Annotated in this window: 22 protein-coding genes; 13 read left to right on the top strand and 9 right to left on the bottom strand. The window is 62.2% G+C overall.

Annotated elements, in window-relative coordinates; genetic code table 11:
• Nucleotides 1-29: 29 nt before the first annotated feature.
• Both HDE72_RS08210 and HDE72_RS08205 read right to left on the bottom strand, forming a co-directional pair.
• Nucleotides 30-1196: a GGDEF domain-containing protein gene (locus HDE72_RS08210; protein ID WP_183738745.1), complete on the bottom strand. Its 1167-nt coding sequence runs from the start codon at nucleotides 1194-1196 to the stop codon at nucleotides 30-32.
• 39 nt (nucleotides 1197-1235) lie between these two features.
• Nucleotides 1236-1511, bottom strand: coding sequence for a hypothetical protein (locus tag HDE72_RS08205; RefSeq protein ID WP_183738743.1), 276 nt, complete (start codon nucleotides 1509-1511; stop codon nucleotides 1236-1238).
• 412 nt (nucleotides 1512-1923) lie between these two features.
• Here HDE72_RS08205 and HDE72_RS08200 point away from each other — a divergent pair, with 412 nt between their 5' ends.
• Nucleotides 1924-4800 (top strand): bifunctional diguanylate cyclase/phosphodiesterase, encoded by a 2877-nt coding sequence (locus HDE72_RS08200; protein WP_183738741.1) that lies wholly within the window; start codon nucleotides 1924-1926, stop codon nucleotides 4798-4800.
• A gap of 12 nt (nucleotides 4801-4812) precedes the next feature.
• Here HDE72_RS08200 and HDE72_RS08195 read toward each other — a convergent pair whose 3' ends face one another.
• The 5 genes from HDE72_RS08195 to HDE72_RS08175 all read right to left on the bottom strand — a co-directional run bounded on the left by HDE72_RS08195 (nucleotide 4813) and on the right by HDE72_RS08175 (nucleotide 10477).
• Nucleotides 4813-5862: an MORN repeat-containing protein gene (locus HDE72_RS08195; protein WP_183738739.1), complete on the bottom strand. Its 1050-nt coding sequence runs from the start codon at nucleotides 5860-5862 to the stop codon at nucleotides 4813-4815.
• Nucleotides 5863-5952: 90 nt separating this feature from the next.
• Nucleotides 5953-6834: a LysR family transcriptional regulator gene (locus HDE72_RS08190; protein WP_183738737.1), complete on the bottom strand. Its 882-nt coding sequence runs from the start codon at nucleotides 6832-6834 to the stop codon at nucleotides 5953-5955.
• 80 nt (nucleotides 6835-6914) lie between these two features.
• Entirely contained in the window at nucleotides 6915-7532 is a 618-nt protein-coding gene (gene trhA, locus HDE72_RS08185; RefSeq protein WP_183738735.1) for a PAQR family membrane homeostasis protein TrhA, read from the bottom strand.
• Between the two features lie 122 nt (nucleotides 7533-7654).
• On the bottom strand, nucleotides 7655-9154 hold the full coding sequence (locus tag HDE72_RS08180; protein WP_183738733.1) for an NYN domain-containing protein: 1500 nt from the start codon (nucleotides 9152-9154) through the stop codon (nucleotides 7655-7657).
• A 111-nt stretch (nucleotides 9155-9265) separates the two neighbouring features.
• Entirely contained in the window at nucleotides 9266-10477 is a 1212-nt protein-coding gene (locus HDE72_RS08175) for a dienelactone hydrolase family protein (RefSeq protein WP_183738731.1), read from the bottom strand.
• 169 nt (nucleotides 10478-10646) lie between these two features.
• Here HDE72_RS08175 and HDE72_RS08170 point away from each other — a divergent pair, with 169 nt between their 5' ends.
• Complete coding sequence (locus tag HDE72_RS08170; RefSeq protein WP_221291200.1) at nucleotides 10647-11009, top strand: flagellar basal body protein; 363 nt, start codon at nucleotides 10647-10649, stop codon at nucleotides 11007-11009.
• Between the two features lie 48 nt (nucleotides 11010-11057).
• On the opposite strand, the gene HDE72_RS08165 is transcribed toward HDE72_RS08170, so the two are convergent.
• The gene (locus tag HDE72_RS08165) at nucleotides 11058-11654 is read right to left on the bottom strand and encodes a TetR/AcrR family transcriptional regulator (protein ID WP_183738729.1); all 597 of its coding nucleotides are present in this window, start codon (nucleotides 11652-11654) and stop codon (nucleotides 11058-11060) included.
• 140 nt (nucleotides 11655-11794) lie between these two features.
• On the opposite strand from HDE72_RS08165, the gene HDE72_RS08160 reads away from it, so the two are divergent.
• The 3 genes from HDE72_RS08160 to HDE72_RS08150 are packed head-to-tail and all read left to right on the top strand — an operon-like array spanning nucleotide 11795 to nucleotide 14660.
• Nucleotides 11795-12847, top strand: a complete 1053-nt coding sequence (locus tag HDE72_RS08160; protein ID WP_183738727.1) for a sugar phosphate isomerase/epimerase family protein — start codon at nucleotides 11795-11797, stop codon at nucleotides 12845-12847.
• A 26-nt stretch (nucleotides 12848-12873) separates the two neighbouring features.
• Entirely contained in the window at nucleotides 12874-13740 is an 867-nt protein-coding gene (locus HDE72_RS08155; RefSeq protein WP_183738725.1) for an alpha/beta fold hydrolase, read from the top strand.
• Nucleotides 13737-14660, top strand: coding sequence for an alpha/beta hydrolase (locus HDE72_RS08150; protein ID WP_183738723.1), 924 nt, complete (start codon nucleotides 13737-13739; stop codon nucleotides 14658-14660). Before HDE72_RS08155 ends, HDE72_RS08150 begins: the two co-directional genes overlap by 4 nt.
• Here the strand turns inward: HDE72_RS08150 and HDE72_RS08145 are convergent.
• A complete protein-coding gene (locus tag HDE72_RS08145; protein ID WP_183738721.1) occupies nucleotides 14657-15193 on the bottom strand; it encodes a molybdopterin-dependent oxidoreductase in 537 nt (178 codons plus the stop codon). The two genes, HDE72_RS08150 and HDE72_RS08145, sit on opposite strands and share 4 nt — an antisense overlap.
• 192 nt (nucleotides 15194-15385) lie before the next feature.
• Between HDE72_RS08145 and HDE72_RS08140 the strand changes: the two genes are divergently transcribed.
• From HDE72_RS08140 to HDE72_RS08105, 8 genes are all read left to right on the top strand, one after another.
• Nucleotides 15386-16222, top strand: coding sequence for an IclR family transcriptional regulator (locus tag HDE72_RS08140; protein ID WP_183738719.1), 837 nt, complete (start codon nucleotides 15386-15388; stop codon nucleotides 16220-16222).
• 38 nt (nucleotides 16223-16260) lie between these two features.
• A complete protein-coding gene (locus HDE72_RS08135; RefSeq protein ID WP_183738717.1) occupies nucleotides 16261-17415 on the top strand; it encodes an acyl-CoA dehydrogenase family protein in 1155 nt (384 codons plus the stop codon).
• Between the two features lie 11 nt (nucleotides 17416-17426).
• Nucleotides 17427-18968 (top strand): class I adenylate-forming enzyme family protein, encoded by a 1542-nt coding sequence (locus tag HDE72_RS08130; protein WP_260176568.1) that lies wholly within the window; start codon nucleotides 17427-17429, stop codon nucleotides 18966-18968.
• An 83-nt stretch (nucleotides 18969-19051) separates the two neighbouring features.
• Nucleotides 19052-20230 (top strand): ABC transporter substrate-binding protein, encoded by a 1179-nt coding sequence (locus HDE72_RS08125; RefSeq protein WP_183738716.1) that lies wholly within the window; start codon nucleotides 19052-19054, stop codon nucleotides 20228-20230.
• Nucleotides 20231-20324: 94 nt separating this feature from the next.
• Complete coding sequence (locus HDE72_RS08120) at nucleotides 20325-21197, top strand: branched-chain amino acid ABC transporter permease (protein ID WP_183738714.1); 873 nt, start codon at nucleotides 20325-20327, stop codon at nucleotides 21195-21197.
• Nucleotides 21194-22165 (top strand): branched-chain amino acid ABC transporter permease, encoded by a 972-nt coding sequence (locus tag HDE72_RS08115; RefSeq protein WP_183738712.1) that lies wholly within the window; start codon nucleotides 21194-21196, stop codon nucleotides 22163-22165. The genes HDE72_RS08120 and HDE72_RS08115 overlap by 4 nt, the downstream gene beginning before the upstream one ends.
• Nucleotides 22158-22871 (top strand): ABC transporter ATP-binding protein, encoded by a 714-nt coding sequence (locus tag HDE72_RS08110; protein ID WP_183738710.1) that lies wholly within the window; start codon nucleotides 22158-22160, stop codon nucleotides 22869-22871. The genes HDE72_RS08115 and HDE72_RS08110 overlap by 8 nt, the downstream gene beginning before the upstream one ends.
• Nucleotides 22864-23565, top strand: a complete 702-nt coding sequence (locus HDE72_RS08105; protein WP_183738708.1) for an ABC transporter ATP-binding protein — start codon at nucleotides 22864-22866, stop codon at nucleotides 23563-23565. Before HDE72_RS08110 ends, HDE72_RS08105 begins: the two co-directional genes overlap by 8 nt.
• The last annotated feature ends 2 nt before the right edge of the window (nucleotides 23566-23567 follow it).

Raw genomic sequence — 23567 nt, 5'->3', positions numbered from 1 at the left:
TTACTTAGCTTAAATGAAAGTTAGGAGATTCACACGTCCAGTGTGCTGGCCGGCCGGGCCTCGGCCACGCGATTGCGGCCAGCCTGCTTTGCCGCCTGCAGCGCTTCGTCGGCGCGCTTGAACAGGCTGACCGTGCTGTCTTCGGCCCGCACGGTCGTCACGCCCAGGCTGGCTGTCAGGCTCAAGACGGCGCGCTCGGTCTTGACGGGCAGGCCGGCCACGGCGGCGCGGATGCGCTCGGCCACCATCAGCGCGTCGGGCAAGGTGGTGCGCGGCAGCTGGATGGCGAATTCGGCGCCGCCCAGGCGGCCCATCAAGTCGCTGTCGCGCAATTGCTGGCGGCAGATATCGACCACGGTCTTGAGCACGGCGTCGCCGACCGGATGGCCGTAACTGTCATTGACACGCTTGAAGTGATCGATCTTGAGCACCACCAGCGCCGTCGGCAGGCCGGGCCGGCGCGCCAGCGCCATCCACGGCGCCAGCGCCTGGTAAAAGCCGCGCCGGTTCGGCACGCCGGTAGCCGCATCCAGCACCTCCAGCCGCGCCAGCGCCAGGCCCAGTTTTTCGCGCGACAGCAGCAAATAGCCAAACGCGTTCGTCAGCATCATCAGATAAAGGGTGCTTAAATACAGGGCGCCGAAACCGGCCAGCTGCAGCCATTGCCCGTCAAGGCCAGGCGCCAGTACCGACAGCAAGCCGCGCGCCGCGATCAGCAACGACAACAGCCCCATGCTGACGGCCAGAAAGCGGCGCAGCATGCTCGCCTCAGACCACTTCAGGCACAGCGCGGCCACACCGGCCAGGAAAAAGCCGGCGACGATCAGCGCCGCGCCGGCACTGCGCAGCACAGGCGCTACATCGAACAGATAGCAGAGCGCAAACAGCGCAACGGCCAAAGCCAGCGCCGGCAGCACAATGCGGCGCCAGCGGCTACGTCCGGCGGCTTGCCACAAGGCGCCCGCATCGAGCGCCATGCCGGCAAACAGCAAGCTGTTAGCCAGTAAAATGGAGAGGAAATCGGGCAGCACGCCACGGAAATACAGCAAACACCAGGCGAGCGCCTGGCACTGCTTGGCCAGCGCCCAGGTAGACATGCTGAGCGACTTCTTGCGTTCATACTCGAAAAAAAACAGCGCCGCGCACAGGCTCAGGTTGCCGAGCGCCAGGGCCAGTACCAGGGTCTGGATATCCATGGGGAGGATGCTAGCCGAGTCCAGGCGCAGGCATGGACATCAGATCTCGTGTTCGACATTGGTGCTGCCGTCGCCTATCTTGCTGGCCCAGGCTTGCACGAAATACTGCTTTTCCAGCTCGCCGGGCGCCTCATGCCAGAAAATGATCAAGGTGCCCTTGTGGTCGTGTATCTGCGCCACCTTTTCGATAAACACCGGATTGCCCGCCTGATCGGCCAGCGCCGCCGCATAACCATACACGCGGGTCAGCCGCTCGATGCGGTCGGGTTCCGTAAAACTATTCGTGGCCGTAATGATGGGGTGATCCAAAAACATGTCTTCTCCATGGCGCCTGTTACGGCACTGCGTTGCAGCAGGTGGCCAGCCCGCCACCCCTCTGTGCGGAGGATGAATCGGGTATCAACTGAGTATCAAGTGAGGCGTATCGGGTACGCATCCAATACGCAGCAACTACGTGTCAATTGACTATCAATCGGCTATGCTCACGGGAGCTTATCAGATTTCTCCCAATGCAACAAAACATCGCTCAGAAAGCAGCGGCGAGCCTGCGTCAGGCAGCTGGACGCTGGCGGCAGTCGGCGATGATTTATTGTATATTTGCATATGCTTGGCGCAAAATCTGCATGGAGGCCAAGGTTTATGACAAACTACCGCCTTCGCGCCGCCCGCAGGCGCCGCTGCACGATGCTGCCCACGATATTGCCCCTGAAGTGAGATAGGAAAACCCATGTTGCGTGGCCGCCTGCCATTGTCCATTTCCACCGCGGCCGCGCTGACCCTGGCCTGTGGCCTGTGCGTGACGGGCGTGCTGTTCGCCGCCATCAGCCAGCTTGAATACGACAAGATGACCCTGAGCCTGCAACAGCGGGCCGGCGCACGCGTGGCCGTGATTGAACGCGGCATCGATGATGCGGTCGAAGTGCTGACCACCACCAACCAGCTGTTTGCCGCCATCATGCCCGTCACGCGCGAGCAGTTCGGCGACTTCACCGCGCCGCTGCTGCAGCGCCACCCCTACATCCAGGCCTTCAATTTCCATCGTTACGTGCCGCAGTCGCAGCGGGCAGCGTTCGAAGCCGATTTGCGGCGCATCGTACCCGGCTACGCCATGACGGAAATGCGCGACGGCCAGGTGGTGCCAGCCACGACGCACGCCATCTATCTGGTGGTCGATTACCTGGAACCGCTGCAAGGCAATCTTGCCGCCTTCGGCCTGAATGTGCGTCCGGACGGCTTGCTGGCGGACGCCCTGGAACAAGCGCTGCATAGTGGCCAGGCCACCGCCACCGGCCTGCTCGCCCTGGCCCAGGGACCGCAGCAGGGCTTCGTCATCCTGCGTCCCGTGTACCGCCCAGGCATGCCGCGCCACACGCTGGAACAGCGGCGCGCAGCGCTGGTCGGCGATACGGCCGCCGTCATCCGCGGCAAGGAACTGGTCTGGAAGATACTCGCGCGCGCCGATCTGCTGAGCGACCCGCAACTGGAAGTGAGCGTCTACGCCAGCGCCAGTGCAGACCCGCAGGCATTGATCTTCCAGCATGGCCAGCTGGCCGCCGGCAGCGCGGAGAAAAGCTGGCTAACGCTGCCGCGCTGGCTGCGCTTTGCCTACCATGACAATTATGACCGCGCCTTCGCGTCGGCTGGCCGGCCCTGGCATGTGCGCGTGGTGGCCCATCCGCGCCCCTTCCTGGAAGACCATCTGGGTTCGCTGCTGGCGCTCGTCACGGGCTTGCTGTTCAGCGTGCTGACGGCGGCTTTCGTGCAGTCGCTGACGCAGCGCTCGCGCCGCGTGCAAAAGCTGGTCGAACAGCGCACGGCCGACCTCAAACGCAGCAATGAGCTACTCAGCGCCGACGTGCGTGCGCGCCAGAGCACGGAACGGGCGCTGCAGGAAAGTGAAAAACGCTTTCGCCGGCTGCTGGCCCTGTCTTCGGACTGGTACTGGGAGCAGGACGTCAACCTCTGCTTTACCCACATCACCAGCGGTTTCAGCGACAAATCCAATATGCCGCCGGAACGCTTCATCGGCATGACGCGCTGGCACCACAATACCGAGATGCGCAATGCGCGCTGGGGCAAACAGCATATCGCCAACCTGGAAGCGCGCCTGCCGTTCTCGAACCTGGAATACGCCATGCATGACCGCGCGGGCCAGCTGCGCTGGTTCAGCATCAATGGCGAACCGCTGTTCAATGCGCTGGGCGAATTTTGCGGCTACCGGGGCACGGGCTCGGACATCACCGAGCGCAAAATGGCGGAACAGCAGATCCAGCATATCGCCCACCATGATGTGCTCACTGGGCTGCCCAACCGCGCCCTGCTGCGCGACCGCCTGACGCAGGCGATGGCGCTGTCGCGCCGCAAGGGGCGCGCGCTGTGGGTACTGCTGATCGACCTGGACCGATTCAAGTTCGTCAACGACAGCCTGGGCCACAAGGCCGGCGACCAGCTGTTGAAAACCATCGCCACAAGGCTGCAAACGAGCTTGCGCGACAGCGACACCGTGGCCCGCCTGTCCGGCGATGAATTCGTCGCCATCCTGTCGGAACACGACGACGAGGCGCTCAGCGGCGCCATCGTGCAGCGCGTGATGGACGCCGTGGCGCAGCCCGTTCTGCTCGATGGCAAGGAGTTTTTTGTCACCTGCAGCATCGGCGTGGCCGTCTACGACGGCTCGCAACACGATGCCCCCGGCGACGTCACGCTCAACGGCGAAACGCAAAACCTGATCGAACAGGCCGACATCGCCATGTACTGCGCCAAGAAGCAGGGACGCAACAACATCAAGTTCTACACGTCGGCCATGAACCAGGCCACGCTGGAAAGGCTGCGCATCGAAACGGCATTGCGCAATGCGCTGGAACGGGGACAATTCGTGCTGCATTACCAGCCGCAGCTGGACCTGGCCAGTGGCCGCATCGTCGGCGTGGAAGCGCTGCTGCGCTGGCGCCATCCCGATCTGGGCATGGTGGCGCCGCACCGCTTCATCGCGCTGGCCGAAGATACGGGATTGATCGTGCCGATTGGCGCCTGGGTCATGCGCCAGGCGTGCGCGCAAGTGCAAAGCTGGCATGCGGCCGGCCTGGGACCGCTGCGCCTGGCCGTGAATCTGTCGGCGCGCCAGTTCAATGAACCGAACCTGGTGGCGTCGATCGCCACGGTGCTGGCGGATACGCAGTTGCCGCCAGCGTGCCTGGAACTGGAATTGACGGAAAGCCTGTTCATGCACGACGTGGCGCTGGCCGTCAGCCAGCTGCACGACATGAAGGCGCTGGGGGTGCAGTTGTCGATCGACGATTTCGGCACCGGCTATTCGAGCTTCGCCTATCTGCGCACCTTCCCCATCGACGTGCTGAAGATCGACCGCAGCTTCATCAACGACGTGGCGCGCGATGCCGACGATGCGGCCATCGTGGTCTCCATCATCGCCCTGGCGCACAATTTGAAATTGCGGGTAGTGGCCGAGGGCGTGGAAACGGCCGAACAGCTGGACTACCTGCGCCGCCACGGCTGCGACGAGGTGCAAGGCTTTTACTTCAGCCAGCCGCTGCCGGCGCAGGAAATGGAGACGCTGCTGAGAAGCGAGTTTTCCCTGACACAATGACGGGACGCCACACTATCGCGTGATGCTGAGCGTGTAGCTGAACGGTACCGCCATCGCGCACGGCTGCCCCGCGCAACGGCCCGGCGTATATTTGACATGCATCAGCATGGCTGCCGCCAGCTTGCCCGACTCGCTGTCCGGACTTTTCAGTAAAGTAACACTCTGCGCTACACCATGCTCATCCACGTGGACATTGGCGCGCAATGGGCCACTGGCGCCCTGGTATGAGATCAAACGCCCCATGGCGCGCGAGATCGCCAGCGTGCCCTTTTCCGGATAGGGTGGCACGTCGTCATCCTGCAAGGCTTTATAAAACCCTTTTACAAACAGTTGCTGCTCCGGCGTCAACTCGGCATACGACTTTTCTGGCGGCACTGCATGCCCTGAGCTGTAGACCTGACGAATGTTCGAGCCCGTCCGCGCATCCCGCTTGATGGTGTACAGCTTGGGCGCCGCAGGTTTTTCTGCCTGCTCCTTCAACTGGAAACTGCCATCAAAGCGCGCCTTCAGCACCTGCCCGTTGGAATACAATATCTCGCCGTCACCGACCGGCTTTCCTTCGCGCCATGCTCCCTGATAGGCACCGCCCAGCGCAAATGTCATCGTGCCGCTACCTTCCGGACCATGCTGCCAGCCGCCCTCGTAGCGATCGCCATTGCCATAAGCGACCTTGACATTGCCAACTGGCTTGCCATGCTCGAAGCTGGCTTCCAGTTTGTCCTCGCCTTTCAACATTACCACGGCCGGGCCATGCAATTCACCATCGCGATACCTGCCTTCATACAGACTGCCGTCCTCCCATTGCGCGATGCCCTCGCCTTCCGGCACACCCTTGCTCAAATTGCCTTCATAGCGTTCCGTTGCCTTGCCATCTTTGCTCCACTGCAAGGCACCGTAACCACTGGCATACCCATCCTTGCAAGCGCCATTCCAGTAGGCTTGCTGGCCGGCGACCCGTGCATGTGCAGCCACGCGGCAATTCGCCTTGCCAGCATAGGGCAGATCGGCGGCGCCAGCGCCGGACACGCACAGCATGGTGATCAGGGTAAGGCTTATTCTCATATTAGTTTTGCAATAATTAAAATTGCAATATGATAACAGGCCTTATCTAGGGGAAAATACGTGCATTCTCACGCAAACCCCTGCGGCTGCTTACAGCTTCTGCTGCAGGAACTCCAGAAAACAGCTGATGCGCTGCGACAGCTGCGTATTGCGGTAGTAGACCGCGTGGATCTGCTGGCGGTAGCCCGTGTAGAACGGCTGCAGTATGCGCACCAGCCGGCCGGCGGCGATGTCGTCTCGGGTCATGAAATCGGACAGGCAGACGATGCCCTGGTCATTCAGCACCAGCTGGCGCAAGGTTTCGCCGCTGGAGGCGGCCAGCGCCGGCACGATCTGCAGGCTGTTGCCCGTTGCGTGGCGCAGCGGCCAGTTATTACCCAGTTCGTATTGGGCAAACCCCAGCAGCGCGTGGCCGGCCAGCTCTTCCGGCGTGCGCGGTTCGCCATGCCGTGCCAGGTAGGCCGGCGTGGCCAGCACGTGCAGTGGACTGGAGCTGAGGGGGCGCGCATGCAGGGTCGAATCGCTGAGCGCGCCGATGCGGATGGCGATGTCGGTGCGGTGTTCCAGCAGGTCGGCGATCTGGTCATTGCTGCTCAGTTCCAGGCGGATGTCCGGATACATGGCGCGAAACTCGGCCACATGAGGCACCACGCAATGGAGCATGAAGGGCGAAGCGGCATCGATGCACAAACGGCCGGCCGGCTTCTGGTGGCGGATGCGTATCGACTCCTCCACCTCTTCCATCGCATCGAGGATGGTGCGGGCCCGGTCCAGGAACAGCTGCCCTTCTTCCGTCAGTTCCATGCGCCGCGTGGTACGCGTCAGGAGCGACGTGGCCAGCTTCTCTTCCAGCCGCGACAGGGCGCGGCTGACGCCCGAAGTGGTTTGTCCCAGGTGCACGGCGGCCGCGCTCAGTGTGCCGCTGTCGATGACGGTGACGAAGATTTTCAAGTCGTCCGAATTGATGTCCATGATTGCCTTATTGTTGCCTTGATTTCACATATCTCGCCATTATAGTGGAATCATGGCAACAGTGAGTCCAGCAAGCAATATCAGGCAACGTAGAACAAAATGGCGGCAAAATGGCAGCAACTGCCCGCCAGCACGAACAGATGCCAGATGCCGTGGCCATGGCGCAGCTTGTGGTCGGTGGCATAAAAAACGATGCCGCCCGTGTAGCACAGGCCACCGGCCACCAGCCACAGGAAACCATGCCATTCCAGCGCCGCCAGCAGCGGCTTGATGCCGATCACCACCAGCCAGCCCATAGCCACATAAATCACCAGCGAGAGAATGCGCGCGCCCCTGGCGTACAGATATTCCTGCGCGATACCGAACAGCGCCAGGCCCCACACCACGCCGAATAGCGACCAGCCCCACGGCCCGCGCAGGGTGACCAGCATGAACGGCGTGTAAGTGCCCGCTATCAGCAAATAGATGGCACAGTGATCGAGGCGCTGCAGCACGGCCTTGGCCTTGCCGCGCACGCTGTGGTACAGGGTAGAAGTGAGGTACAGGGTCAGCAGCATGGCCGCATAGACGCTGCAGCTGACAATTTTCCACGGGTCGCCCGTGCGGGCAGCGGCGACAATCAGGATAATGCCGCCGATGGCGGCCAGCGCCGCGCCTACCGTATGGGAAATGCTGTTGAACCGTTCGCCGTAGTACATCGTTGACCGCCAGACTGGGTTAAAACGTATGCGTATAGCCTAGCGGAAATCCGGGGTCAGACCCGCCGGGGGTATGCGTCCCAATGGGACGTATACCGATTCCGTAGGAACTGACCCCAGCCTCACGCTGCTTCAGCTTTCTTGCGCGCAGGACGGCGTGGCGCCGCCTTGCGCGGCGCCTTGGCAGGCTGGTCTTCGGCCACTGGCGCGGTTTCCACTGGCGCCGCTTCGATTACAGGCGCGGCGTCGACGACAGCTTCCACTGCCTTCTTGGCCGGCTTCTTCGCTGCCGCGACCTTGCGCGCCGGTGGGCGTGGCTTGGCTTTTGGCTTGGTGTCAACGACCGGCTCGGGAGCCACGTCGACTACCGGCACAGGTTCTGGAGCAAACGCCACGGCTTCAACGACCGCTTCCACGACGGCAGCACGCGCTTCGCGGCTGGCGTCACGGCCAGCCTCGCCATTCTTGCGGCCACCACGGCCATTGCGGCGCGAACCGCGCTTGGCGTTGCCTTCTTCCGCCACGGCAGGCGCTTCCGCCACCTCAGGCGCCACCTCCAACTGCGGCGCTTCCTGATATTGCTCAACAGCGGCGACAGGCGCTTCCGCCTCGCTCACCGGCACGGCAAGCTGCGGCGCTTCGTTGCGGCGGTGCTCATTCTGCTTGCGTCCACCACGGCCATTGCGGCGCGATTCGCGGCGACCGCCTTCACGCTGATGCTCTTCCGGCGTGGTGGCGGCATCTACTACCACGGCTTGCTGCTCGGTCTCGGCATTGGCTTCAATAATCGCCACTGCGGCTGCGCCGCTGCTGCGGTAAACATAAGCGCCCGATTTTTCATCGCGGCCAAACTCCAGCAAGCCGCGCGTTTGCGCTTCTTCCAGCAAATTGCCGAAGGTGCGGAAACCATAATACGATTCGCTGAAATCGGGTTTGCGGCGCTTGATCGCTTCCTTCAGCATCGAAGCCCAGATCTTGCCGCTGTCGCCGCGTTCGGACACCAGCGCATCGAAGGTGGCGACGGCCATCTCGATTGCCTCGGTCTTGCGCGACTCGTATTTTTCCTTGCGGCGTACTTCTTCGTCCGGCGAGCGCTTGACGGCCGGCGTTTCGCGCGCATCGCGCTTGGCGGCCGTGCGGCGGCTTTCGCGCACCAGGTCATCGTAGAAAATGAATTCGTCGCAGTTCGCCACCAGCAGGTCGGAAGTCGATTGCTTGACGCCGACGCCGATCACCTGCTTGGCGTTTTCACGCAGCTTGGAGACCAGCGGCGAAAAGTCGGAGTCGCCACTGATGATGACGAAGGTATTGACGTGGGCCTTGGTGTAGCACAGGTCCAGCGCATCGACCACCAGGCGGATGTCGGCCGAATTCTTGCCGGACTGGCGTACGTGGGGAATTTCGATCAGTTCGAAGTTCGCTTCATGCATGGTCGACTTGAAGCTTTTATAGCGGTCCCAGTCGCAATAAGCCTTCTTGACCACGATGCTGCCCTTGAGCAGCAAGCGCTCGAGGATAGGCTTGATATCGAATTTTTCGTAGTTTGCATCGCGTACGCCGAGCGCGACGTTTTCGAAATCGCAAAACACGGCCATGCTGAGGTTTTCTGGGGATGACGCCATAGGGGTGTATTCTCGCTTGAAATAAGGGCGGATGGGAGGCGTCTCGCCTCCCTTTTCCCCTAGTATATTCGCCCGCTCCCCATTTCGGCGACAACTATCGTGCGCAGCCGCCTATTCGGCGCCACCGGCGGCGCTGCTGGCGTTGCCTGGAGGAGGCCATACCACGCTGTCATCGACCAGATATAAATGACAGGGCTTGCTGCTGCTTTGCTGGCAAGAAGCCAGCGCGCGGTAATCGGGGCTCTCGCCCTCCTCGGCCCAGCCCCAGGCGCCCGTTTCCGAGACGGCGAATGCGCGCGGCAGTTGCTTGCCCAGAAAAGCGCGGTAGGCGGCGCGGCCCTGGTCGGCCAGGAAAGGCACGGCGCCCACATCGTCCAGCAGCGCAAAATGTGTTTCGGGCGGCGGCGGTGGATCGATCACGCTGTAGACGGGCCGGGTCGGCATGCCGATGGAATCGAGGAAACGCTCGACCCTGGGCAGCCAGATGGCCACGCCGTCGCGGCTGCCCAGGGTCAGGTGCGCGTCGCGCTTGAAGGAACCATAGGCAAACAATTCAGCCTTGCCGCCCGATCCCGTGTAGGAACGGTACCAGCGCTGCGCCAGTTGCGGGCCAAAATAGGAATCGTTGGCGCCATACAGCCACAGACTGGGTACCTGGCTGTAGGCGCCGAAGGTGGCATACGCCTTGGCCAGCGACGACTGCCAGTCGCAAACGGGCTTGTCGACGCGCAGGCCGCCCGCAAAATTGAGCAGGCCGCGCACGCCGGGCAAGTTGGCAGTCGCCAGCGCCATCGCCGCCAGCCCGCCATACGACTGGCCGGCCACAAGGATGCGTTCCGGGTCGACCCAGCTCTGGCGCCGCGCATAGGCCAGCGCATCGAGCACGTCGCGCGCCTGGGCGACGCCATTGGCCGTCATGTCGCAGCCATGATCGCGGTAGGCGCCGGTGGACAGGGCAAAGCCGCTGCGCATCGGCAGCATCACGGCATAACCGCGCCGCACGAATTCAGTCGCCATATAGATGAAACGTTCGCGTTTTTGCTGCCTGGCCGGCCCCTCTTGCTTGCCATGATTCATCAGCAGCAAGGGAAACGGACCGGGGCCGCTGGGACGAAAGATGGTCGTTTCCAGCATCTCGCGCCCGCCGGGACCGGCAGGCACCATGACGATCTGTTCATTGAGCCGCGTATCGAGCGGCAATTGCGCAGGCAGGCGCTGCGCCAGCGACGGCACGGAAAATAGACATAAGCACAGGCACAGCAGCGCCAGCAAGGAAGGATGGGGGCGAAAAATGGCGGACTCCAGGGGATAAACAGAAAACATCCCAAGCAGTCTAGGCAGCAAAACAACCTATCTCAATGTTAAAAAGTTACTGAAAACAATTTTTTTTGAGCAAGCGATATGCTCGCGCCCTTTGACCGTTGATGTTGCCCTACACCAACCACTACCGCCACGAAGCGGAGTACACTAGTACTACTTTCAAGGAATCGCCATGTCCATTTCCGCTCTCACCACCGGCACTGCAGGACTGACCGCCAACCAGCGCGCGCTGGATGTATCCGCCAACAACATTGCCAATGTCAATACGCCCGGCTTCCAGCCACAAAGCGCAAACTTCCAGGAAAACAGCCCGGCCGGTACGGGCGTGACGCTCTCTGTCGAGGGGCGCAAGCTGGCCGCCGATGATCAGGCGGGCAGGACCGAAAACAGGCTGGCCGAAAACCGCCCCAGCGGCGTGGGCCTGGCCTCGGAGCTGACCGATACCCTGATCTACAAATCAGGTTTCAATTTATCAGCCAACGTCGTCAAGACCGCCGACCAGGCGCTGGGCAGCCTGATCGACGTCAAATCCTGAGCGGCGCTGGCTATCAATATCGCAGTCTCATCAAGAGCTAAACAAGCATTAAACAAGCGCCAGATCCAAAGGCGCCATGGCCGGGGCGATTAGCGCCAGCAGGCGTGCTGCGGGAACGCCATCGCGCGCCTGCACCGACAAGCCATGCAGCAGCGCCGCATAATAATCGCCCAGCGCCTGCATATCGACGCCTTCGCGCAACTCGCCCTTGCCTTGCGCATCGCGCAGACGTTCGACAAGACTTTGCGTGCGTGCGCGACGATGCTGCGCCAGCCAGTCGGCAATACCGGCGTTTTCCGCACTGGTGTTGGTCGCCGCCGTGACCACCATGCAGCCTTGCGGCTGGCCGCTGCGCGTGTACAGCAGCACGGCTTCTTCCAGCATGCGCACTAGCGCATCGCGTACGTTCAGCCTGGCGGCCAGCGCGTGCACGGCAAAAGCGCCCTCGCCTGATTTGTACAATTCCACAGCTTCGCGGAATAACTGCTCCTTCGAGCCGAACGCCGCATAGATGCGCGCTGAAGCGATACCCAGCGCCGCGACCAGATCGGCCATCGATACCCCCTCATAACCACGCGTCCAGAACAAGTCGCGCGCTTTTTCCAGCGCCTGCGCGCGGTCAAATTCCCTCGGTCTTCCTGCCATTGTCATCCTCCGCTAGCAAACTGGCGGCCAGTATAACGCCTGGCCGCAAGGGACGTCCGCGCCTTTTTTTGTCATGCCAGCCTTGACCGCGTCGAAAGTTTCATCTATTCTTTGTCAATCGACAAACAATAGGAGCCGATATGAAAACCATCCAAGGACCCAGCCTGCACCTGGCACAATTCGCCGCCGATACGGCGCCCTTCAATAGCCTGCCCGCGATTGCGGAATGGGCTTCCGGCCTGGGCTTCAAGGCCCTGCAGATTCCTGCCTGGGATGCGCGCCTGATCGACGTGGCGCAAGCGGCGCACAGCCAGGCCTATTGCGACGAACTGACCGCCATGCTGGCCCGCCACGGCCTGGTCATCAGCGAATTGACGACGCATATCTTCGGCCAGCTGGTGGCCGTACACCCGGCCTATGACGCTCTGTGCGACAGCTTTGCCCCGCCCGACCTGCAAGGGCAGCCGGAAGCACGCACGGCCTGGGCCATCGAGCAGATCAAGCTGGCGGCAATGGCGTCAAAACGCCTTGGATTGACGGACATGGGAACGTTTTCAGGCTCTTTTGCCTGGCCTTATTTATTCCCGTTCCCGCAGCGCCCACCCGGCTTGATCGAGACGGCTTTCGATGAACTGGCGCGCCGCTGGCTGCCGATACTCGACGTGTGCGAAGAACAGGGCGTCAATCTGTGCTACGAAATTCACCCCAGCGAAGACCTGCATGACGGCGTCAGTTTCGAGATGTTTTACGAACGGGTAGGCCGCCACCCGCGCTGCAAGATGCTGTTCGATCCCAGCCACTTCGTGCTGCAGCAGCTGAACTATCTCGATTTCATCGATATTTATAAAGACCATATCCGCATGTTCCATGTGAAGGATGCCGAGTTCAATCCTAGCGGACGGCAAGGCATTTATGGCGGCTACCAGTCGTGGGAAAACCGCGCCGGGCGTTTCCGTTCGCTTGGTGACGGCCAGGTCGATTTCAAGGGGATTTTCTCGAAGATGGCGCAATACGATTACGCGGGCTGGGCCACCCTGGAATGGGAGTGCTGCCTGAAGGACCAGGAGGTGGGCGCGCGCGAAGGCGTGGCCTTTATCAACGCCCACATCATTCCTGTGACGGGAAAAATCTTCGACGACTTCGCTGGCGCCCCCGTCAGCGCACAACAGATCAACACCCTGCTCGGCATTTAACACAATTAATTAAGTAAGGACGCACCATGCATCAACATGAAAACCACATCACCCACGAGTATGTGCGCATAGCTGGCCAACGCCTGCACTGCGCCATCACAGGAAGCGGCAAGCCGGTGCTGCTGATCCCGGGCTGGCCGCAAACCTGGTATGCCTGGCGCCATGTGATGGCCGCCCTGGCCAGCCAGGGCTATCAGGCAATCGCCATCGACCCGCCCGGTAGCGGCTATTCGGACCGCCCGTCCGGCGGCTACGACACGGGCGCCGTGGCGGCGACCCTGCACCGCGCCATGCTGGCGCTGGGCCACACGCAGTACGACGTGGTGGGGCACGATATCGGCATGTGGGTAGGCTATGCGCTGGCCAGCGATTTTCCGCAAGCCGTGACAAAACTGGCGCTGACGGAAGCCGTGATTCCCGGCCTGGCGCCGGCACCGCCCATCTTTGTCGCCCCTGCCGACAATATCTTTTTGTGGCACTTCATGTTCAATCAGGTGCCTGATTTACCCGAGATGCTCACGGCCGGCAAGGAACGCGAATACATCCGCTTTATCTTTGACCGCTGGTCCTACCGCCGCGACAAAGTCGCCGTGGACGTGTATGCCGAGGCTTACGCCACGCCAGGTGCACTACGCGCCGGCTTCGCCTATTACCGCGCGATACCCGAAACCATACGGCAAAACCTGGAACGGGCAAAACGCAGCCTGGCCATGCCGGTGCTGGCCATCGGCGCCGATCATGCAACCAATGACGCTCCGCTGCTGACCATGCAGGGCAAGGCCAGCATTTTGCAGGGCGCCATCGTCACCGAGTGCGGCCACTTCATCATGGAAGAGCAGCCTGAAGCCTTCATCGCCCACCTGCTGCCCTTCCTGGCGGGAGTGGCAGCATGAGCCTCGATCCACTGATCGCCGCGCATCTGCGCCAGGCGCAAGAGGCACCGCAGCCCGCCTCGCTGGCAGCGCTGCGGACGGCCACGGACGCTAGCTTGCGCCAAATGCACGGCCCTCTGGAAGACGTGGCGTCGATCAGGGATTACATCGTGCCAGGTGAACCTGCGTTGACCGTGCGCGCTTATGTGCCTGCCGCTGCGCAAACCGCAACCGCGCTGCCCGCCATCGTCTTTGCCCACGGCGGTGGATGGTGCCTGGGTAGCCTGGACGTATATGACAACCCTTGCCGCGCGCTCGCCAACGCCACCGGCAACGTCATCTTTTCCGTCGATTACCGGCTGGCGCCCGAGCACCCATTCCCGGCGCCTTTGAACGACGTGTACCGCGCCCTGTGCTGGGTGGCCGAACAGGCAGCGGCGCTGGGTATCGATGCAGGCCGGCTGGCGGTGGGCGGCGATAGCGCGGGAGGCAATCTGGCGGCGGCAGCGGCCCTGATGGCGCGCGACCTCGGTGGTCCTGCGCTGGCGCACCAGTTGTTGCTGTACCCGGCACTCGACTTTTCCTTCGACACGCCGTCTTACCAGCGCTACGCCGAAGGGTATTCGCTGACGCGCGAGGCCATGCGCTTTTGCTGGTCGGCCTATCTTGCCACCCCGGCCGATGGCGAGCAGCCGTATGCGGCCCCGCTGCGTGCCGCTTCACTGCAAGGCTTGCCGCCGGCGACCATCATCGTATGTGAATACGATCCGCTGCACGACGAAGGCGTGGCCTATGCGCAGCGCCTGCGCGAGGCTGGCGTGGCAGTGGCATGCCAGCGGCTCGATGGCCTGATTCACGCAGCCATGCATATGCCGGGAGTGACGCCAGCCGCACGCCGGCTATATGCCTTGGCCGGGGAGGCGATGAACATGCCCGTTTAATCAGCCAGCTTGCGCACTTCGATGCGGTTGAGCCACTTCACGTGGCGCGGCCCCGTGCGGATATCCTTGGCCGAGATCAGCGCGATCTCGCCATCGCGCTCGTCTAGCGGCTTGCCATTCTTTTCCACATACACGATCACGCTGTCGCCAGCGGGCGAGTTATACAGCTCGCCCCATGAAAACACTACCGCGTAGCCATCGGTGGCGCTGGCGATGATGGCCAGCTTTTTCACATCGTTATGGCCGGGCGCGTCCAGCACCGCCTTGTCGAGGATATCGCGCAGGCGCACGCCCTGGTAGCTGGTGATGGTTTCAGCCTGATCGCCGTTCTGGCGCGTGACTGCCAGTTCGCCGCCGCTGGCAGGCGCCATCTGGCGCAGCTCGGCCACCGTCAGGATCAACGGTGTTTTCACCAAGCCTGTCAGCTGCAGGCTGTGGCTCATGCTGTCGCGCGAGGGCGCCGGCGGCCCCGCCTGCGCGCTGACTGGCAGCAGACAGGCCATCAGGGCCAGCGATCGAATAGTTTTCAACATTGGTGCATCCTTTCTTTTGCTGCACGGCCCACCTGCGAAGTTCGCAATATACGCAGGTAGATAGCGATCTTCAAGCAGCGTTTTAATGGTCTTTTTTCTTGCGCCGCAGCATTTCGCTATGCGAACGAATGTTTCACAAAACCGTTGACATGAGGAATTCAGCTAGGCAAACTGGTTTGCAGGGGGACGCACATGAACGCCAAAACAAGCCATCAGCAGCCAGCAGCAGATCCGGATTTGATTGTCTTCAGCGATGACGAGGAAGGCAAGGACCGGCAATTCGTCAACGCGCTGGCGCGTGGCTTGGAAGTGCTGCGCTGCTTCCGCCCCGGCGAAGTTTTCCTGTCGAACGCAGAGATCGCCAAGCGCACGGCCATCCCCAAACCCACCATTTCGCGCCTCAGTTATACCCTCACCAGGCTGGGCTACCTGAGCTACTCCGAACACCAGGGAAAATACCAGCTGGGCGCCGGCGTGCTGGCCCTCGGCTACCGCATGCTGTCCAATCTCGATGTACGCAAGATGGCGCGCCCGCTGATGGAAGAACTGGCCGAACATGCGCAGGCTTCCGTGGCGCTGGGCACGCGCGACCGTCTCAGCATGGTGTACGTGGAAACCTGCCGCAGCAGCGCCAACGTCACCTTGCGCCTCGATGTCGGTTCGCGCATCCCCCTGATGACGACCGCCATGGGCAAGGCCCTGCTGTGCGTCCTGCCGCAAGCGGAGCGCGACTACCTGATGGACCATGCGCGCCTGCACGACACGGAACGCTGGCCGCGCATCAAGGCTGGCATCGAACAGGGCTATAAGGATTACCAGGACCGGGGCTTTTGCATCTCGGCCGGCGAGTGGCAAAACGATGTGCACGCGGTGGGCGTGCCCATGCTGGGCTTTGACGGCGAACAGGTGATGGCATTCAATTGCGGCGGCCCGGCCTTTCTGCTGTCGCGCGACAAGCTTGAAAACGATCTGGGACCGCGCCTGGTGGCCCTGGTCAAAACAGTTGAAACCAATCTGGGACGCGGTTAGACTGCGCGCCCCTCCCTATCAAGTCTCCGAGGACCCCGATGATACGCGACCAAGAAACCCTGAATATCCTGCTCGACAGCATCAGCCGCTTCGTGCGCCAGGTACTGGTGCCGAACGAGGCGCTGGTGGCTGAAACCGACACCATCCCGCCCGCCATCGTGGCGCAGATGCGCGAACTGGGCCTGTTCGGCCTGTCGATCCCGGAACAATACGGCGGCCTGGAACTGAGCATGGAAGAAGAAGTGCGCGTGGCCTTTGAAATCGCCCGCACCTCTCCCGCCTTCCGCTCGCTGATCGGCACGAATAACGGCATCGGTTCGCAAGGCATCGTCATCGATGGCACGCCGGAGCAAAAACAGTACTACCTGCCCAAGCTGGCGTCCGGCGAGATCATCGGCTCGTTCGCCCTGACGGAAGCGGGGTCGGGATCGGATGCCGCCTCGCTGCGCACCAAGGCCGTGCGCGATGGCGACTTTTATATCCTGAACGGCAGCAAGCGCTACATCACGAATGCGCCGGAAGCGAGCATTTTTACGGTCATGGCCCGCACCGATCCGGCCAAGCGCGGCGCTTCGGCCATCTCTGCCTTCATCGTGGAAAAAGACACGCCAGGCCTTACACTGGGCAAGATCGACAAGAAGATGGGCCAGCAAGGCGCGCATACCTGCGACGTGATCTTTGAAAACTGCCGTGTGCCGGCCGCCAATCTGATCGGCGGCAAGGAAGGCGTGGGTTTTAAAACCGCCATGAAAGTGCTCGACAAGGGCCGGTTGCACATCGCCGCCGTCTGCGTGGGCGCGGCCGAACGCATGCTGGCCGATGCGCTGGCCTACGCCATGGAGCGCCAGCAGTTCGGCCAGCCCATCGCCGAATTCCAGCTGATCCAGGCCATGCTGGCCGACAGCAAGGCCGAGATTTACGCGGCGCGCAGCATGGTGCTCGACGCCGCCCGCCGCCGCGACAACAAGCAAGACATTTCGACCGAAGCCTCGTGTTGCAAGCTGTTCGCCTCCGAGATGTGCGGCAGGGTCGCCGACCGCTCGGTGCAGATACACGGCGGCGCCGGTTATATCAGTGAATACGCGGCCGAACGCTTTTACCGCGACGTGCGCCTGTTCCGCATCTACGAGGGCACGACGCAGATCCAGCAAATCGTGATCGCCCGCAATATGATCAAGGCTGCGCAAAAGTGATGGAGACCGTGATGGATATCCCTGCCCTGCTGGCCGGCTTGCCGGCGCGCCTGTCAGCCATTCCTGCCCACTGGGCGGCGCGCACGCCCGATGCACCCGCCCTGCATGAAGATGGCCGTCACTGGACTTACGCCCAGCTGCAGCAAAGTGTGGACAGCGCCGTGCAATTGCTGCGCGCGCTGGACGTGCGCGCCGGCGACCGCCTGATGGTGGTCGGTGAAAACTGCGCCCAGCAAGTGGCGCTGATCTTCGCTTGCGCCAGCATCGATGCCTGGATCGTCAACGTCAATGCGCGCTTGTCGCCGCGCGAAGTCGACACCATCTTTGAGCACGCCGGTGCACGGCGTGTGCTGTTCTTGACCGCCAATTCGCCGGAAGCGGCAGCCCATGCGGCGCGGTACGGCGCAATACCTGCCAGTATCGATGGCATGGGTGGGCTGCTGGCGGGAGAACTCAATATGTCAGCGGTGGCGGAAAACACCGTGACCGGCAATGAACAAGTGGCCGCGCTGATCTACACCACCGGCACCACGGGCCAGTCGAAAGGCGTGATGCTGACCCATCGCAACCTGCTGTTTATCGCCGCCGTGTCCAGCACCTTGCGCGGCTTGAGCCGCAGCGACCGCGCCTATGGCGTGCTGCCCATTTCGCACGTGTACGGCCTCGCCTCGGTCACCCTGGGCACCCTGTATGCGGGCGCCAGCCTGTATCTGGTGCCGCGTTTTACCACGGCCGGCCTGCTGGCGGCGTTAAAAGACGATGGCTTGACCATCGTGCAGGGCGTACCCGCCATGTATGCCAAGCTGCTGCAAACCCTGGGCGGCGCGGACACACCGCTGGCGACGCAGCTGCGCTTCGCCTACGCGGGCGGCTCGCCACTGGCGCCCTCGCTCAAACGCGACGTGGAAAAGCTGCTGGGCACAGCGCTGCACAATGGCTATGGCATGACAGAAAGCGCGCCCACCATCAGCCAGACGCGCCTGGAAACACCGCGTCACGACGATTCGGTCGGCACGCCGATACCGGGCGTAAGCGTGCGCGTGGTCGACGTGGCAGGCAACGATGTCGCCCCCGGCGAGCCAGGCGAACTGTGGATACACGGACCGAACATCATGGCCGGCTATTACCACGAAGCGGCCATGACGGCGGCCACTATGCGCGCAGGCGGCTGGTTGAATACAGGCGACATGGCGCGCCAGGATGCGGACGGCGCGCTGTTCATCGTCGGGCGCACCAAGGAGCTGATTATCCGCTCGGGCTTCAATGTCTATCCGCTGGAAGTGGAAACGGCGCTGAACGCCCACCCGTCCGTGGTGCAATCGGCCGTGGTCGGGCGCAGCGTGGCAGACGGCAATGAAGAAGTCATCGCCTACGTGGAGCTGGACCCGCGCCAGCCTGCGACGGTGGCGGCCCTGCAAGACTACCTGGCGCACACGCTGTCGCCCTACAAATGCCCGTCGACCATCGTCGTCATGGAGGCGCTGCCGGCGGCGGCCACCGGCAAGATTTTGAAAGGCCAGCTGCGGAAAATGGCGCAAGACTGGCAGCAGTAAAACAACAAGAAAGCCGACAATAGCAGCGGCTTGTCAAGCCGGCGCCCATCCTGGCGCCGGCGCATATTACCGGAGGAGACACGATGAAGCACACACTGAATTACGCCATCAAGCGCATCGCCCTTGCCACGCTGGTTTCCAGCGCCTGGATGTCCCATGCCAGCGCCGATGAATTCCTGGTCGGCGCCGAAATCCCTTTGACAGGCAACCTGGCGCGCGTCGGCGCCGGCATGCAGGAGGGGATCATGGTTGCCGCCGAGGTGTTCAACAAAACCAACGGCAAGCACAAGATCAAGATCGTCACCGTCGACGACGAATCGGCGCCGGCCAAGGCGATTGCCGCCGTTGAAAAACTGGCCAGCCAGGGCGTGGTGGCCATCACGGGCGGCTACGGTTCCAACAACATCTCGCCCGCCTCCGACACGGCCAATAAACTGGGCCTGGTCTACATCACCTCGGGCGGCGTGGACGACAGCCTGGTGGCCAGCGGGCGCAAGAATTTTTTCCGCATCAATAACACGGCCGGCTACGAAAAAGCCATGCTGGGACTGCTGCAGGATGTGGGCGCGAAATCCGTCTCCATCGTGTACTCCACCAAGGACGCCACCACCGGCCTGGCCAAGGATGTGGAAAAAGCCCTGGCCGCCAAGGGCGTGAAAGTGACCACCCACTCGTTTGACCCGGCCATCACGGACTTCAAGCCCATCATCAACAAGATCAAGCTGCAGGACAAATCCGAAGTGGTCGCCATGGTCGGTTATGAAAACGATTATGTGGGCATCATCCGCGCCGCCCGCGTGCTCAAACCGAAGGTCAAGGCCATGGTCGGCGTCTGGTCGCTGGCCACGCCCAAGATGGCGGCCGATTTCCCTGATTTGATGCCGAACGTGTTCGGCACGGCGCTGCTGCCCTTCCCTACCGAATTCAAGACGGCCGACGGCAAGGCTTTCAGCGATACCTACCGCCAGTTGTACAAGAAGGAACCCGATTACCTGGGCCAGTTCGGCTATGTGCAATCGATGCTGCTGTTCGAAGCGATCGCGCGCGCGGCCGACAAGGGCACGATTAAAAAAGGCGGCGTGGCCGAGGAAATGCGCAAGACCGACCGCGACACCCTGATCGGCCGGGTGCAGTTCGCCGCCAATGGCGACAACCAGAATTTCGTGCACCGCATGGCGCAGCACCAGGACAAGAAAGTGGTGATCGTCTGGCCCAAGGAAAACGCCACCGGCAAACTCATCTACCCAGCAGTGCCCTGGTAAGCGCCCACTCTTCCTGCATACATGCGTCCACCTTGGGCGTGTTTCGATCAACGGCAGTTCTGGCCCGCGCCGGGCTGCCTGACGGGATAAAGACATGACAGAATTAATCCTGCAAGCCCTGTATTCGGGCCTGCTGCAGGGCGGTTCCTACGCCCTGATCGCGCTTGGCCTGGCGCTGGTGTTCGGCACCATGAAAGTGATCAACCTGGCGCACGGCGAACTGGTGCTGCTGGCCGCCTATATCGCCTACAGCGTGGAGTCCGGCCTGGGCCTGGGACCGATGTTCGCCATCCCCATCGCGCTGGTGATCGTCAGCCTGGCCTCGGTCGGCGTGTACGCCATCGTCAGCCGCATCAAGAAAGACCGCGAAATCAATTCGCTGATACTCACCTACGGCATCGGCGTGATCCTTACCAACGCCATCCTGCTGATCTGGAAGGCCGATATCCGTTCCACTTCTTCCAGCTGGCTGCAGGAAGGGATCGAGATCGGACCATTCTTCAGCATGCGCAGCGAAGTCATTTTCTTCGGCGTCAGCCTGCTGCTGATGGCGGCCCTTTGGCGCTGGCTGTCGACCAGCTGGTATGGCCGCGCCGTGCGCGCCGTGTCCAGCAACCGCGACGCGGCCAAGCTGATGGGCATCGACCCGGGCCGCACGGAGCTGGTTTCCTTTTTGGTGGCCGGCATCCTGGCCGCGTTTGCGGGCGTGGCCCTGTTCAGCTATGGCGTGATCCAGCCAGCCTATGGCGGCGCACTGACGGTCAAGGCTTTCATCATCACGGTATTGGCCGGCATCGGCTCGATCCCCGGCGTGCTGATTGCCGCCGTGCTGCTGGGCGTGGCCGAAGCCTTGACCGTCACCCTGGCCAGTTCGGCGCTGCAGGAATTGTCGGGCATGGTGCTGTTCCTGCTGGTCCTGTTCATCATGCCGAACGGCTTGTTCGGTGCACAGCGGAGGCGTGGATGAAACGTTCAACAGTATTTTCCGTCATTCTGCTGCTGGCGGCCTACCTCGCGGTGCCGCTGGCCCTGGGCAGCAACCAGTATGTGATGAGCATGGTGGTAGCCGCCCTGATCATCGGCGGCGTGGCCCTGTCGTGGGCCTTGCTGGGCAATCTGGGTGGCATGGTCAGCTTCGGCCATGCGGCCTTCTTTGGCGTGGGCGCTTATGTCTCGGCCTTGAGCACCGTGAAACTGGGCCTGCCCGTGTTTGCCGGAATGCTGCTGGGCGGCTTGGGTGCGGCGCTGGCAGCCATCATCATGCTGCCCGTGCTGCGCCTGCGCGGGCCCTATTTTGCGCTGGCCATTCTGGCCTACGCCCACATCTTCCGCATCCTGGCCACCGAATGGAGTTCCGTCACGGGCGGCGCCGGCGGCGTGAACAACATCCCCACCCTGCCCACCGTGTTTGGCTTCGACCTGGCCAGCAAGACGGGCGCCTACCTGGTGGTGCTGACGCTGACCGTCGCCTGCGCATTTGCCTATAGCCGCATCCGTTCCAGCCATTACGGCATCGCCCTGCGCGCCATGCACGACAGCGAAGACGCGACGCGCGTGGTGGGCGTCAACAGCACGCTGCTGAAAGGCGCGATGCTGCTGGTGTCGGCTTTCATGGCCGGCCTGTTCGGCGCCTTCAATGCGCACTACATCAATTTTCTGGAACCCGACTATGCCTTCAGCAGCCTGTGGGTCACCTTGCCTATCGTGGCAGCCATCTTCGGCGGCTACCGCACCATCCTCGGCCCCGTGCTGGGCGCAGTGGTGGTCTACCTGGTCGACCAGTTGATCTTCAAGTCGCTGATCCCCACCGGCCACCAGCTGGTGCTGGGGGTATTGCTGGTGGCGATGATCGTTTTCAGCCCGAACGGCTTGCTGCCGCTGCTGCGCAAACTGTTCAAGGGCAAAGCCAAGGCCGAGGGAGAAAAACATGCTTGAACTCGATAATGTCTCGGTGCGCTTCGGGGGCCTGACGGCCGTCGACAGGGTCACCCTGAAGGTGGGCAGCCACGATGTGATCGGCCTGGTGGGCGCCAATGGCGCCGGCAAAACTACCCTGTTCAACGCGATTTCAGGACTGGTGCGTCCCACCGGTGGCGCCATCCGTTTCGAAGGTCGCGACATCATGGCCACGCCCATGTACCAGCGCGCACGCTTGGGCCTGGGCCGCAGCTTCCAGATTCCGCAGCCTATGCATGAATTGACGGTGCGCGAAAACCTGATCGTGGCGCAGCGCTTCGGCACCGGCAAGGTCGACATGCGCAAGATCGATGAAATCCTGGACTTCACCAGCCTGGCGAACAAAGCCGAACGCGATGCGGCCAGCGAACTGGCGCTGACGGAATTGAAGGCGCTGGAGGTAGCCAAGGCGCTGGCCACGAATCCCAAACTGCTGCTGCTCGATGAAGTGCTGGCCGGCCTGGAAACGAATGGCAAGCGCCGCTTCATGGGCATGCTGAAAGACCTGCATGCGAAGTTCGGCGTGGGCATCGTGATGATCGAGCATGACATCGAAACCATCAGCAATCTGTGCCAGCGCGTGGCCGTGCTCAATTTTGGCCAGCTGATCGCCGATGGTGCGCCGGACACCGTTTTCCGCGATCCGGCCGTGATTGAAAGTTATACGGGAGCGTCCCATGCTTAAGATAGAGAATCTGCGCGCCGGTTATGGCGCCATCAATGTGTTGTGGGATGTCTCGCTGAACATTGAAAAGGGCAAGCTGACCACCATCATCGGTCCGAACGGCGCCGGCAAGACCACCCTGCTGCGTGCCATCATGGGCTTGCTGCCGGCCAGCGCGGGACAGATCATCCTCGATAACAAAATCCTCAATGGCACGCCCACCTGGAAAATGGGCGACACCGGCGTGACCATGATCCCCGAAGGGCGCATGGTTTTCCGCGACATGAGCGTGGAAGAAAACCTGATCATGGGCGTGTTCGGACTGGCGCACCGCGCGCACTGCAAGGCGCGCCTGGAACAAGCCTGGGCCATGTTCCCCCGCCTGCACGAACGGCGCCGCCAGCTGGCCGGCTCGCTGTCGGGCGGCGAGGCGCAGATGCTGGCGATGGCGCGCGGCTTGATGTCCGATCCGTCGCTGTTGATCATCGACGAGCCCTCGCTGGGCCTGGCGCCGCTGGTGGTCAACGAGCTGTTTACCATTTTGGAACGGCTGAAGGATGGCACGCGCACCATTATTTTGGTCGAGCAGAATACGGCCCGCGCCGTGGGCGTGGCCGACCATGTTTATCTGTTGCAAAGTGGTAAAGTGGCGCTCTCGCAGCCAGCGTCCGAAGTGAACCTGGAACATCTGCATGCGCTGTATTTTGCCAGGTAATC

It is taken from the genome of Janthinobacterium saanense, assembly GCF_014200675.1.
Classification (GTDB): domain Bacteria; phylum Pseudomonadota; class Gammaproteobacteria; order Burkholderiales; family Burkholderiaceae_D; genus Janthinobacterium.
Note: the sequence above shows the minus strand (reverse complement) of the source record. Positions and strands in the feature narration are given on the sequence as shown.